Below are 12276 nucleotides of genomic sequence, written 5' to 3' on the forward strand. Positions count from 1 at the left end.
TGCAAGCAAACACCGCAAAACAACTTACGATGGGTATAGAGTTAACAGTGATTGTTACAATTTCAATATCTCTCGATGAGATCATGATTTAAATATGCGCAAAAATGTTTTGATTTTTAATATTTTGCATTGGGAAAATTTTATGGTGCCCGGGGCCGGAGTCGAACCGGCACGAGAGTTAAGTCTCGAGGGATTTTAAGTCCCTTGTGTCTACCAATTTCACCACCCGGGCAAAGACTTGTTCTGGAGGCTGAGACCGGAATCGAACCGGTGTCCAAGGCTTTGCAGGCCTCTGCATAACCACTTTGCTACCCAGCCAACTGGAGCGGGAAACGAGGTTCGAACTCGCGACCCCAACCTTGGCAAGGTTGTGCTCTACCACTGAGCTATTCCCGCAGAACAGGATCAGATTATAAGGGCTAAACCCCTAATGTCAATTGTATTTTTTGAGTTTTCATACGTTTATTGACGAATTTTTCTTAAGTGTGCAAATGCGCTACAGAATGTACTGACTTAGGTCGCGGTCTTTGACTAAACTTCCTAGTTTTTCATTGACGTAATCGCTGGTGACGCTAAAAGTTTTTTCAGTGCGATCAGAGGCATCAAAGGATACTTCTTCTAATAAGCGCTCAAGTACTGTGTGCAGGCGTCGTGCGCCGATGTTTTCAACTTCTTCATTAACGCGGAATGAAATCTCAGCAATGCGTCTAATAGCATCTTCTTCAAAGATGATCTTCACATCTTCAGTGCCTAATAGAGCAACATACTGTTTAATCAATGAATAATCAGGCTCTGTGAGAATGCGTACAAAGTCTTCAACTTCAAGTGACCTTAGCTCAACACGGATCGGCAAGCGTCCTTGTAGCTCAGGAATTAAATCTGATGGCTTGGCAACATGGAAAGCGCCTGAGGCGATAAACAAAATATGATCTGTTTTGATCATACCATACTTTGTGCTGACGGTTGAGCCTTCGACTAATGGTAATAAATCACGCTGAACACCTTCACGTGAAACATCACCTCCACGCTGATCTGACTTTTTACAGACCTTGTCAATTTCATCAATAAAGACAATCCCGTTTTGCTCAACGGCTTCGATTGCCTTAAGCTTAATATCATCTTCATTAACTAACTTGCCGGCTTCCTCATCTTGTAGTAATTTCAAGGCATCTTTAACTTTGATTTTGCGACGTTTCTTACGTTCATCACCCATCGATGAGAATAAACTTTGTAACTGATTGGTCATATCCTCCATGCCAGGAGGTCCCATGATGTTCATTTGAGGTGCTGCCATGGCGATGTCGATCTCAATTTCTTTGTCGTTAAGCTCACCTGCAGCAAGTTTTTTTCTAAAAAGTTGGCGGGTTGTATTTTCAGTTTTTTGTTCGACTTCAACTGGTTCATTGGCAAAGCCTACTTTGCTCTCACGTGCTGCCGGTAACAAGGCATCTAGTATACGTTCTTTTGCGAGCTCTTCAGCGCGTGCTGCGACTTTGGTTTTCTCTTGCTCACGATACATCTTGATGGAGATGTCTGCTAAATCGCGAATGATAGAGTCAACATCTTTACCAACATAACCTACCTCGGTAAATTTAGTCGCTTCAATTTTGATAAATGGTGCATTGGCAAGCTTTGCCAAGCGTCGTGCGATCTCTGTTTTACCAACGCCAGTTGGTCCAATCATTAAAATATTTTTAGGTGTAACTTCTTGGCGCATGCCATCTTCAAGTTGCATTCTGCGCCAGCGGTTTCTAAGCGCTATGGCAACTGCCTTTTTTGCATCTTTTTGACCGATGATAAAACGGTCTAATTCACTGACAATTTCTTTAGGTGTCATTTGCGACATGATTTCTATCCCCTTAGTAAATTATACGGCTGCTTTATTAGCAAGCTTTTCAATGGTTAAGTTGTGGTTAGTATAAATACAGATATCTGCGGCAATGTTGAGACTTTTCTTAACGATATCAGATGCCGAAAGATCTGTATTATCGACCAAGGCGTGTGCCGCAGCTTTGGCAAAAGCAGAACCTGAACCAATTGATAAAATACCTTTTTCATCAGCCGCCATAACATCACCAACACCTGAGATTAGAAGAGATTTGTTCTCATCAGCGACAATAATCATCGCTTCAAGCTTGCTCATCATGCGATCTAGGCGCCATTCACGTACCATCTCAACGGATGCACGCTCAAGGTTCCCTTGGTAAAAATCAAGCTTTTGCTCAAATTTTTCAAACAAGGTAAAAGCATCTGCTGTTGATCCAGCAAACCCTGTTAATACTTTACCGTTACTTAATTTACGTACTTTGATGATATTATCTTTTGCAACCGTATTGCCTAGTGTTGCTTGACCATCGCCGCCAATGACAACTTCATCGCCACGACGTACACATAAAATCGTAGTACCTTTCATTTCTAACATAGTTTCCCCGCTTAAATGATTGGGTTTATAAAAACATGATCGCTATAGATTGCGCTTAAGAAAAAAATTACAAGTTTTTATTTAAAAAGATTTAGCTGTATTTGAGAGGTTGGGCATTTGTCTTTGGTATCACTTAGTGCTAACTAACGGTTATAAATATCTTCCAATCGAACAATATCATCTTCGCCAAGATAATTTCCGATCTGTACTTCGACGATTTCACATGGAGAATCCGTTGTATTTTCCATGCGGTGGATTTCCTCTTTCTCAATATACACATGATCATTGGCGTGATACATTTTTTTGTTCTCACCAATGGTAAAAGTTGGTGAACCTTTAACAACGACCCAATGCTCAGCGCGTTTGAAATGTTTTTGCAAAGATAGTTGCCCGCCAGAGTTAACAGTAATAATTTTTACCTGATAGCCGCTTGCTAATTCAATTGTGCGATATGTGCCCCAAGGACGTTCATATACTTTACCTACTTCATTTATATCCATTTTAAAACCTTAATAATTACTTTATTCTGTATGTATGTGATTGATTATTCGACCTCAAGTGGTTTTTCTGCTCGCGTGACGCCTATGGCGGTACTAGCTAAAGCCAAAGCACCCATAATGCCAGCGTTATCTGCCAAAGCCGGCGGCACAATAATCGATGGGATACTATCACAATAGTCTTGATTCAGATAGCCATTGATTTTTGCTTTTACTTTAGTATGAATCTTCTCAAATAAGTGTGTCTGCTTCATGACACCTCCTCCTAAGATAATGCGCTTAGGCACAAAACACATCATATAGTTTACAAGTGCATATGATAGGTATTCGGCTTCTAGCTCCCAAGCGATATGATCATCTGCAAGATCTAGCGCTGAATCAACTTGCCAGCGTGTTTTCAAAGCAGGGCCTGATGCTAAGCCTTCTAAACAACGCTCATGATATGGGCAAATGCCTTTGAAATCATCCTGTGTTAAATCAACAGGGATATAAATATGTCCCATCTCAGGGTGAGCACTGCCGTGTGCTAACTGATTGTTGACGATAGCACCTCCACCAACGCCAGTGCCTACAGTTAGATAAATCAAATCACTGATTCCTTTGCCTACTCCCCAGCGATGTTCACCTAGTGCCGCTGCATTGACGTCCGTATCAAATACAACAGGTATTTGTAACGCATCTTCTAGTGTTTTAACGATATTATAATCTCGCCATGGCAGCTTGGGCGTATGTGTGATATGGCCATATGTTCTAGAGTTGATATCAGGGTCAATGGGACCAAAAGACCCACAACCAATCGCTTTAAGTGGGTATTTTTTCATATGCTCACGAAAAAAACCAATAACTTCGGGCATGGTCTCTTCAGGTGTGCTTGTTTTAATGCGAATGCGTTGTAGAATTTCTCCGCCATCAGTACCGACTGCACAGACAAACTTAGTGCCTCCAGCTTCAATAGCGCCTAAAAAATTATGCATAACTTGGTTACCTTTTTCTTTTTTACGTTGTGTTTGCAGAAAATTTACTCATGGCAAATATATCGCACTTTGAGTGCAGTTAACAAGCAAAGAACAGCCAAATAATCAGGAGAATGGCTTGGGGATAAAGGGTGTAAAGCAATCGTTAGAGATGGCAGCTTATGACAAATGATGGCTAATTATCGGGCTATGACCATATTACTGCCCACTTTGATTTTGTAAACGTTGGCTGAGCGTAAGTCGAAGCCTCTATGAAGTGTGATTTTTCCAAGCTTACCCTTCGACTTACGCTCAGGGTACGGTGAGCACTTGTGGGTGAATATTTAGTCTTAGCCAATTATCTTATGTAATAAATAAGTAATATATTGACAAAGTATGTAATTATTGATGCAATGCTGCGTTAACATATTTTTATCATTTATTACTTATCTCAACAAATGTTAAAAAACGGGGAGAATCCAATGACAGCTAATGTCAATGCAAAAAAAGAGTATCAAAAGCTCGTCTATATGATCTGCTTAATCGGCGCATTAGGCGGTTTACTATTTGGTTTAGACCAAGGGTTTATAGCCAACTCATTATCAACCATTGACCATGTTTATGGTTTAACGACACAGCAAGGCGAGCATTATTCAGCCGTTTTGGCATGGGGTGGGATTCTGGGCGCTTTGCTTAGTGGATTATTTGCGCGCGCTCTAGGGCGCAAGAGAGTGCTGGTTTTAGCAGGATTTCTATTCACTGCTTTTTCATTGATTTCAGCGTTTTTACCACCATTGTTCGTGCTTACAGCGTGTCGCTTTGGTTTAGGGTTTGCGGTCGGTATTGCCTCATTTACTGTGCCACTATATTTATCTGAGACTGCACCAAAAGCAATTCGTGGCGGTATGGCGACACTTTTTCAGTTAATGATTACCATTGGTATATTTTTAATTGCGGTCACAAATGTGTTTATTGCCAAGGCGTTAGGACATGTTGAGATCTCATTGTCTTTGATGTTTGGTGTGATTGTTGTATTTGCATTTGTCATGTTTCTAGGAAGTGTGTTCCTGCCGGAAAGCCCGCGTTGGCTATTGCTAAAAGGCAAAGAAGCACAAGCTGTTTCGGTGCTAAAGCGTGTACGCGCATCACAACAAGAAATTGATGACGAGGTTAATGAAATCAAAGAAAGCATTTCGGTCAATAAAGGTGTTGGCTTTAATATGCTTTCTAAAGGTTTCTTTTGGAAAGTGCTTATTGTTGGTGTGGTATTGCAGATGTTCCAACAGCTCGTTGGTATTAACATGATGATTTACTATGCGCCCACCATATTTGGCTATGCAGGTATGACGGGGATCATAGCGCTTCTTGCTATTCCAACGGTTAATATGATTTTCACTTTTCCAGCAATTAAATGGATTGAAAAGTGGGGGCGTAAGAAATTGCTTTATGTTGGTGCTGTTGTGATGATGGTGTCAATGTTTGCAGCAGGCTTTGCTTTTTTATCAATGGCAGGCAATGCATCACCTAGCGGACTATCAAAAACTGTTTTATTATTGTCAGCCGTTGTTTATATTTTTGGTTTTGCCTGTTCTTGGGGACCTGTTGCTTGGGTGATTTGTGCCGAGATTTTCCCATTAAAGGGACGTGAAATTGGCATGACCGTAACAACAATGGTTAACTGGACATTTGCAGGCGTTGTAATGGCAAATGCCTTAAGCTTTATGAAGTTTTATGGTAATGCCTCGATATTCTTTGTATTTGGTGGCTTTTGTATTTTAGCAATGATCTTCTTGAAGTTCTTTGTGCCAGAGACAAAAGGTGTCAGTCTTGAGCATATTGAAAAGAATTTAGAAAATGGTGTCCCACTTAAAAAACTGGGTGAATAAATAAAACCTAGTATTTCTCAACCAAATAAAAGCCGACAAAAACGGCAATCATCGAAATAAGAACACTCAGCATAATGTAAATAATGGCCTTTGACCATTCACCTTTTTGTAGGAGTGTTAAGGCATCTAGACTAAAACTTGAGAAAGTTGTAAATCCACCTAAGAAGCCGGTGATTAACAAGGCTCTAAAATGCGGTGTGAGAAAATGCTCAAGCAAGCGCTCTTTCTGAAAAAATGCTGCCAATGCACCAATGATAAGACATCCAAGGATGTTGACAATCAAAATGCCATGCGGAAAGGATTTGCCAAACACCTTGTAAATGAATTCAGATAAACCAAAGCGGCTGATTGAGCCTAAACCGCCACCTAAACCAACTAATAATAACGTTAACATCGTTGTAATTCTCCTTTAAGTTTGTATCATACCGCCCATAAGCCATTTTACAGCATTTCTGTCATTGAATTTTGTGCCCTTTTGGGTGATAGAGTCTTGCCAATAGTTCTAGCTATTCCCTGCAACTCTATCACCCAAAAGCATCAAAAACTTCTTCGACACCTAACACCGCAAAATGATTTACGAGCGGTATGTATAGACGTCATCAATCTTAAAGGATGGTTTAAGTGTTTGATTGAGATAATCATTTATACACTTTGGAAGAACGTCATTTCCTTGGCGTCAAACTATAACATAATAAACAATGAAATCAACATGCGTCAAAATGCTAATCCGTAAACCTATCCAGTATAATTTATCATAATAATATCACTGGAATCTATAGCATAGATACGTTAGCATTTTATGGTGAATCTAAGTAAGGCTTGATGATCATATGGCAAAAATACTAATTGTGGATGATGAACCACCTATACGGCAGTTATTGCAGTTGACATTAACTCGTCAACGATATGAAGTTGTGATGGTTGAAAATGGCGTGCAAGCGTTAGAAAGACTGATGAGTGATTCAAGTATTGATTTGGTTTTATTGGATTGGATGTTGCCAGATACCAGTGGCATCAAGCTCTTAGCGCAAATCAGACAAACGAAGCCACTTGAGAGCTTGCCTGTGATTATGCTAACAGCAAAAGCTGAAGAGGGTGATGTGTTAAGAGGGTTTGGCATGGGGGTTGATGATTATGTGACTAAGCCATTTTCGCCTAAAGAACTTATTATGCGCATTCAAGCCTTGTTAAAGCGGACAAAAGGGGTAAGTGATGATAAATCAAAACTTGTTTTTCGTGAGCTTAATGCTGATTTACAAAGTCATGTATTGAGTTATAAAGGCAAACTAATCAAATGTGGGCGACTTGAGTTTAAGCTAATAACCTATTTGATGCAGCATGCAGGGAAAACATTATCACGATCACGTATTTTAGATCATGTTTGGAGTGCGGATAAAGATATTACTGAGCGCACAGTGGATGTACATATTGCTCGAGTTAGAAAACTCTTAGCTCCTTTTCATTATGATATTTATTTGCGTGCAATTCGTGGTGAAGGTTATCAGCTAATTGATCAAGAGTTGGTGTGAAAATGATAGATGAGCATAATAAAATCGGGTTATTTTGGGCAAAGACCTTTGCGCAAGGTATTACTGATGCGGTTGTTATTGTTGATCAAGAAGGATCAGTGCAATGGTTTAATCAACCAGCTAAGAACTTCTTTCAATTATCAAAAGCACAATTAGCGCAAAATATCGCTGAGGTTTTTGAATTTCCTACTTTGTTGACCTATCTGCGGCAGAAAAATATGAGTACCTTCGAGTTGCCGTTACCCAAAACACCGGATCAAATATTATCTGTGGTGCTCATCCCCTATGATCAGCATTTTCTGCTTATTACTCAAGATGCCGGTTTTCGTCATCATATTGAGCGTATGCGTCAGGACTTTGTCGCCAATGTATCACATGAAATGCGCACACCATTGACGGTTATTCGTGGTTATTTAGAATTGATGCAGCCAGATGTTGCTGAGCATTTAAATGAATGGCTACCTTATTTTGAACAAATGCAGCAACAAATGATGCGAATTGAGTGGCTTATTGAGGATTTGTTATTGTTATCTAAAGTCCAAAGTCATCAGGTGCAAAAAGGTGAACTGGAAACTTTGAGTGTGGCGCCCATGCTCATTGAAATTATTGAATCGGCAAAAACACTAGGCACGGATAAGCATGAGTTTGTCATAGACATTGATGAAAGATTGTCACTTCAAGGCAATGAAAAGGAGATCAATAGCTGCTTTAGTAATTTGATTATCAATGCGGTGCGTTACTCCCCAAATGGTGGAAGCATTACGATTGCTTGGTATCAGGATAAACATGGCAAGCACTTTTATGTCAAAGATGAAGGCTTAGGTATTGAGCAAAAGCATATCCCGCGTTTAACTGAGCGTTTTTACCGTGTTGATAAAGGGCGCTCCCCAGAAACAGGAGGAGCTGGCCTTGGCTTAGCAATTGTCAAACACGTGCTTATTCGTCATAAAGCCTCATTAAGCATTCAAAGTGACCTTGGCAAGGGCAGCATGTTTCGTTGTGATTTCCCTAACTAATGATTAATGGATGAATCCAAATAACGTTTAATTTCAATCACATCATTTTGCTTATCAACAAAGACAAGGTGTGGGTTGTGATCTTTTAATTCATGCGCCTCATATTCAGCATAAGATGCAATAATAACGGTGTCTCCTGTAGCGACATGACGTGCTGCGGCACCATTTAAGCAAATCTCACCTTGACCACCTAAGATGACGTAGGTGGCAAAGCGTGCACCATTGTTACAGTTATAGATTTCAACACGTTCAAAAGGAATGAGATTTGCTTCTTTACCCAACTTGGTAAGCAGAATTTCTGAAACGTATACGGTATAAGGCTTTGCGCCATACATAAAGGTGAGTTAAGGCACTACGGATTTTTTGTGTTTTTTGATTTTTTGTGAAGATGTGATCGATGCGTTATAGCGTTTTGATGATCGGCTTTAATGGAATAGCTGGGGCATTACAAGCTTTATAAATCTTAGCCTGCTCGTGATTGGGCTTAGCTGACTTACGAATATGTAAGGTTTTCCCTTCTTTGGTTTGCATCGTTGTTGTGACGCGATAATGCGTGCTTAACTTTAACAAAACAGTCTCCCAACTATCGTGAATATCAACTTTCTTCAGCTGAAAGCGAATACAATGCAAAATATGATAGGCAAGTATACTAATAAAAATATGACCACTGATACGTGCTGTGGTTTGATGATAAACCGGACGCATCCCTAAGTCACTTTTTAATATTCTAAAGGCGGCTTCAATGTCATTGAGCGTGCGATAAGTTTGCCATATTTGTTGATTAGTTAAATGCGTTTGGTTGGTGCGAATGCAATAAATTCCTTTGTTTTTATTCGCTTTAGTTTCTTTGTCATGCCATGTCAATGATAAGGCATTTTCTTTGTTCGTATCTGCTATGAGCTCGAGCTCAAAATGACTTGCTACTTTGCTGTATTTTTCTTTTAACCTACCCAGTTTCTCGCAGACTTTATCATATTTCTTCGTACAACCTTTTTTACTTAACCCCGCTTTTACCTTTTCTAATTCTTCAATAAAACGTTGTTTAAATTTCTCATACATCGCACTGCCTTTGTTCTCCATCCCCTGCGAATGGCAATACAATTCCACTTCATTGCTCTCTGACGGCTTAACTAAATAGGTGGTGACTTGATTATCCGGATCTTCTTTGACAACAACGCCTGAAATGTCCTCTGGTAAGATCAAATTACGCTTACGTGATATCACCAAATACTTGTAACCATGCTCTGTCAACCATTGGATATTATCCTCTGTGGCAATACCTGCATCCATCACCACAATAGCCTCCTTGCTACAAGGTTTAACCATTTCCTCTAATGTCTTAGGTTCAGAAACATTTCCCTTAAACAACTGACTTTTTTTGATAAATCCAGAACCATCCAACACTAATGCTAAAGTCACCAGCATACAATCACTGCGCTTTTCTTTTGAACGTCCTAAAGCACTTAGCTCATTATCCAGTGATTGACCTTCAAAATAGGTGTTGGTTAAATCATAAAGCGTCACTATTTCTTCAAACTCAAACCATGTCCTCTCTCTTTGGTATAAGCCTTCTTCAATGGCATCTTTAGACTTTAACAGCACATCTGAAATACGATACAGACGATTTTTATGTAATGTGCTGAAATCGGTTTGTAGCACCTCATCTAGCGCACTTTTAGTTTTTAAAACTTCACAAGTCCTCACCTCGCTAGCAGGGTACAATGTGCGCGCTAGAATCGTTGCCAGTGCATCTTGGCATTCGCTATTGGATAAGCCACATGTGCTTAGAATCTGTGGCAAATGCAGATCTTGTGCTGCCTTGTGGACAAGGCTTTCGGCACCAATGCTTTTAATATCAGAGGATTCAACAGAGGAAATATCCACTTGCTCATAGTGTGACTCTACAGGTGATGTGTTAAATAATGCTTCACCATGTTTTTTAATGACAAGAGCGCTTAGACGACGTGCTTCTGCTTCGATATGATCATCAACATTCAATAGCGCGTGCTCAGCGCCATGCAATAAGTCTTTGATGCGATCAGTCAATAATGCCCATTCTGATTCATCAATAGTGGTATAGCTGCTGCCTAGATTTAGGAGTGTGATTTGGCGTACCTTACCATTTGCCATGCGCATTGTTTCAACTAGACGATAACTGTAATAGGTGACATCAGCGATAGTGCGTGTTTTTGTTTTGCGTATGTACATAAATCATGCAGTGCTATTTTGTGTTGAAGTGACTCTATCAGAGTTTGTAGGCATAAGCAATAGTAAATACAAATATTATGGCACTACAAAAGTGATTTTGGCATAAAATGAACGTAGGAATAGGGGTTTGATAATCTTAAAATTGCAAAAAAAGTTTAGTTTGGATGCATAATAATCAAAAATTTACCAACTTGGGTTTACAAAGCGCGCGATCAATACTGATTGAGCCGTAATAATTAAGGTTTGCTTCCGTGACGGTTGCCATATGGATTTTAGATTTTAATAGCGTGCGTTTCATATATGTTCCTTAGTCAGTTGGGTGATTTCAGCAAGTGGGAAATTATCAATAAAACGAATATCGTCAATCATCACTGCGGCAAAGCGGCGATTATCAATATCCTCTAGATAGTCAATGATAATGTGGTTGGCAATAAGTGTGTTTTTCACTTGCTCAATATCGTAATTCTGGCGAATCGTTTGGGCAAAATAGCCTGCCTTGTTGCGAGCGCTTTCATCTAGACGTAAATTTCTTGAGCTAAAAGCTAGTCCATCTTCTTCACGAATAATTGGGCAGCTAACGATGTTGGTTGTGATAAAGAAAGCTTGCGCCATGCCTTTGATCAGCCGATATTGTTGGTAATCTTTTTCGCCAAAGTAAGCATTATTTGCTTGGGCAATATTTAACAGCTTCATGACAATGGTCAGCATACCCTCAAAATGCCCAGGACGTGAGGTACCACAGAGTATTTGGCTTAAACTTTTCTCATTAATCTGATAGTTATAATTATCAGGGTAAAGCATCTCTTTGTCTGGCGATAATAGAAAGTCAACACCTTCCATCGTTAGTAAATCAACGTCTTGTTGCCATGTGTTTGGGTAATTGTCAAAGTCGTTTGGATTATTAAACTGTGTCGGATTGACAAAAATTGTCACCAATGTGTAATCATTATCTTGCTGGCTTTGCTTAATTAAACTCAAATGCCCTTTGTGCAGCGCGCCCATGGTCATTACAACACCTAGGGTTTTATCCGTTGCGATTTGTTGGCGTGCTGTTTGCCAAGAAGCGATATCATTAAAAATCTTCATTGGATTTCCTTAAGTTATTGGCGTTACGGACTTTTTCTATTTCAACACCCCGCCTCGTAAACTCGGCACCCCTCTTGCAAAGAGGGGAATATAAAATTACCGTTGCCTAATTCCCCTCTTTGCAAGAGGGACGGCAGTCGCAGGCTGACGAGGTGTTTATAAAGTCATAGTTTTCCTAAAGTGCGAAACTCCAGTAAGTTATGCAATTTTAATATCGTAACTTTCTTGCTTGTTAGGGTAGTCACCGCTTTGTACCGCATGATGATAAGCGTCAAATGCTGCTTTGATATCATTAAAGCCATTGAGAAAGTGACGCACAAATTTTGGTTGCAGGTTGCTGTTTAAGCCAAGCATATCTTGTAGCACAAGTACCTGACCATCAACATCATTGCCTGCCCCAATACCAATTACTGGAATGCTCAGCATTTGACTGATTTCCTTGGCAAGTTCATTAGGGACACACTCCATGACTAGACTAAAGCAGCCAATCTCTTGCAGTTGCAGCGCTTGTGCTTTTAAACTCTTGGCAGCTTCTTGATCTTTGCCTTGTACTTTATAACCTAAGCTATGTACTGATTGTGGCGTTAATCCAATATGCCCCATCACGGGGATGCCAGATTCAATAATATGAGCAATAACCTCTTGATGACCATTAACCGCTCCTATAAACTTACTCATA

Annotated in this window: 13 protein-coding genes, 3 tRNA genes and 1 riboswitch; of the genes, 3 read left to right on the forward strand and 13 right to left on the reverse strand. The window is 39.9% G+C overall.

Translation table 11 applies throughout. The features are described 5' to 3' along the window. Positions 1-143: 143 nt before the first annotated feature. From IE867_RS05195 to IE867_RS05225, 7 genes are all read right to left on the reverse strand, one after another. Positions 144-232 (reverse strand) — tRNA-Leu (locus IE867_RS05195). Between the two features lie 12 nt (positions 233-244). After that, a tRNA-Cys gene (locus IE867_RS05200) sits at positions 245-318 on the reverse strand. 3 nt (positions 319-321) lie between these two features. Next, positions 322-396, reverse strand: a tRNA-Gly gene (locus tag IE867_RS05205). Positions 397-496: 100 nt separating this feature from the next. Then, complete coding sequence (gene hslU, locus IE867_RS05210; RefSeq protein ID WP_192483722.1) at positions 497-1846, reverse strand: ATP-dependent protease ATPase subunit HslU; 1350 nt, start codon at positions 1844-1846, stop codon at positions 497-499. Positions 1847-1867: 21 nt separating this feature from the next. Further along, the gene (hslV, locus tag IE867_RS05215; RefSeq protein WP_192483723.1) at positions 1868-2422 is read right to left on the reverse strand and encodes an ATP-dependent protease subunit HslV; all 555 of its coding nucleotides are present in this window, start codon (positions 2420-2422) and stop codon (positions 1868-1870) included. A gap of 143 nt (positions 2423-2565) precedes the next feature. Beyond that, on the reverse strand, positions 2566-2922 hold the full coding sequence (locus IE867_RS05220; RefSeq protein WP_192483724.1) for a phosphomannose isomerase type II C-terminal cupin domain: 357 nt from the start codon (positions 2920-2922) through the stop codon (positions 2566-2568). Positions 2923-2966: 44 nt separating this feature from the next. After that, positions 2967-3893, reverse strand: a complete 927-nt coding sequence (locus IE867_RS05225; RefSeq protein ID WP_192483725.1) for an ROK family protein — start codon at positions 3891-3893, stop codon at positions 2967-2969. Positions 3894-4354: 461 nt separating this feature from the next. Between IE867_RS05225 and IE867_RS05230 the strand changes: the two genes are divergently transcribed. Then, positions 4355-5758, forward strand: a complete 1404-nt coding sequence (locus IE867_RS05230; RefSeq protein WP_192483726.1) for a sugar porter family MFS transporter — start codon at positions 4355-4357, stop codon at positions 5756-5758. Between the two features lie 7 nt (positions 5759-5765). Here IE867_RS05230 and crcB read toward each other — a convergent pair whose 3' ends face one another. Beyond that, entirely contained in the window at positions 5766-6152 is a 387-nt protein-coding gene (crcB, locus tag IE867_RS05235; RefSeq protein WP_192483727.1) for a fluoride efflux transporter CrcB, read from the reverse strand. Positions 6153-6341: 189 nt separating this feature from the next. Next, positions 6342-6437, reverse strand: a riboswitch (Fluoride riboswitch). 151 nt (positions 6438-6588) lie between these two features. On the opposite strand from crcB, the gene IE867_RS05240 reads away from it, so the two are divergent. Both IE867_RS05240 and phoR read left to right on the forward strand, forming a co-directional pair. Then, the gene (locus IE867_RS05240) at positions 6589-7287 is read left to right on the forward strand and encodes a response regulator (protein ID WP_192483728.1); all 699 of its coding nucleotides are present in this window, start codon (positions 6589-6591) and stop codon (positions 7285-7287) included. A 2-nt stretch (positions 7288-7289) separates the two neighbouring features. Continuing rightward, positions 7290-8303, forward strand: a complete 1014-nt coding sequence (gene phoR, locus IE867_RS05245) for a phosphate regulon sensor histidine kinase PhoR (protein ID WP_192483729.1) — start codon at positions 7290-7292, stop codon at positions 8301-8303. On the opposite strand, the gene IE867_RS05250 is transcribed toward phoR, so the two are convergent. The 5 genes from IE867_RS05250 to IE867_RS05270 all read right to left on the reverse strand — a co-directional run bounded on the left by IE867_RS05250 (position 8300) and on the right by IE867_RS05270 (position 12275). Next, positions 8300-8638: an aspartate 1-decarboxylase gene (locus IE867_RS05250; protein WP_192483730.1), complete on the reverse strand. Its 339-nt coding sequence runs from the start codon at positions 8636-8638 to the stop codon at positions 8300-8302. The two genes, phoR and IE867_RS05250, sit on opposite strands and share 4 nt — an antisense overlap. 67 nt (positions 8639-8705) lie before the next feature. Further along, positions 8706-10511 (reverse strand): IS1634 family transposase, encoded by a 1806-nt coding sequence (locus tag IE867_RS05255; protein ID WP_192483731.1) that lies wholly within the window; start codon positions 10509-10511, stop codon positions 8706-8708. Between the two features lie 175 nt (positions 10512-10686). Next, the gene (locus tag IE867_RS05260; protein ID WP_275403209.1) at positions 10687-10809 is read right to left on the reverse strand and encodes an aspartate 1-decarboxylase; all 123 of its coding nucleotides are present in this window, start codon (positions 10807-10809) and stop codon (positions 10687-10689) included. Then, complete coding sequence (gene panC / locus IE867_RS05265; protein ID WP_192483732.1) at positions 10806-11597, reverse strand: pantoate--beta-alanine ligase; 792 nt, start codon at positions 11595-11597, stop codon at positions 10806-10808. Before panC ends, IE867_RS05260 begins: the two co-directional genes overlap by 4 nt. Positions 11598-11795: 198 nt before the next feature. Next, entirely contained in the window at positions 11796-12275 is a 480-nt protein-coding gene (locus IE867_RS05270; protein WP_192483733.1) for a 3-methyl-2-oxobutanoate hydroxymethyltransferase, read from the reverse strand. Position 12276 lies beyond the last annotated feature (1 nt).

This window comes from Cysteiniphilum marinum (genome assembly GCF_014857925.1).
GTDB classification, from domain to species: Bacteria; Pseudomonadota; Gammaproteobacteria; order Francisellales; family Francisellaceae; genus Caedibacter; species Caedibacter marinus.

Coding starts and splice junctions, on each gene's coding strand:
- IE867_RS05225 (WP_192483725.1), bottom strand. CDS start 3,893: ATGCATAATTTTTTAGGCGCTATTGAAGCTGGAGGCACTAAGTTTGTC.
- IE867_RS05255 (WP_192483731.1), bottom strand. CDS start 10,511: ATGTACATACGCAAAACAAAAACACGCACTATCGCTGATGTCACCTAT.
- IE867_RS05230 (WP_192483726.1), top strand. CDS start 4,355: ATGACAGCTAATGTCAATGCAAAAAAAGAGTATCAAAAGCTCGTCTAT.
- IE867_RS05240 (WP_192483728.1), top strand. CDS start 6,589: ATGGCAAAAATACTAATTGTGGATGATGAACCACCTATACGGCAGTTA.
- hslU (WP_192483722.1), bottom strand. CDS start 1,846: ATGTCGCAAATGACACCTAAAGAAATTGTCAGTGAATTAGACCGTTTT.
- IE867_RS05260 (WP_275403209.1), bottom strand. CDS start 10,809: ATGAAACGCACGCTATTAAAATCTAAAATCCATATGGCAACCGTCACG.
- IE867_RS05220 (WP_192483724.1), bottom strand. CDS start 2,922: ATGGATATAAATGAAGTAGGTAAAGTATATGAACGTCCTTGGGGCACA.
- crcB (WP_192483727.1), bottom strand. CDS start 6,152: ATGTTAACGTTATTATTAGTTGGTTTAGGTGGCGGTTTAGGCTCAATC.
- hslV (WP_192483723.1), bottom strand. CDS start 2,422: ATGTTAGAAATGAAAGGTACTACGATTTTATGTGTACGTCGTGGCGAT.
- panC (WP_192483732.1), bottom strand. CDS start 11,597: ATGAAGATTTTTAATGATATCGCTTCTTGGCAAACAGCACGCCAACAA.
- phoR (WP_192483729.1), top strand. CDS start 7,290: ATGATAGATGAGCATAATAAAATCGGGTTATTTTGGGCAAAGACCTTT.
- IE867_RS05270 (WP_192483733.1), bottom strand. CDS start 12,275: ATGAGTAAGTTTATAGGAGCGGTTAATGGTCATCAAGAGGTTATTGCT.
- IE867_RS05250 (WP_192483730.1), bottom strand. CDS start 8,638: ATGTATGGCGCAAAGCCTTATACCGTATACGTTTCAGAAATTCTGCTT.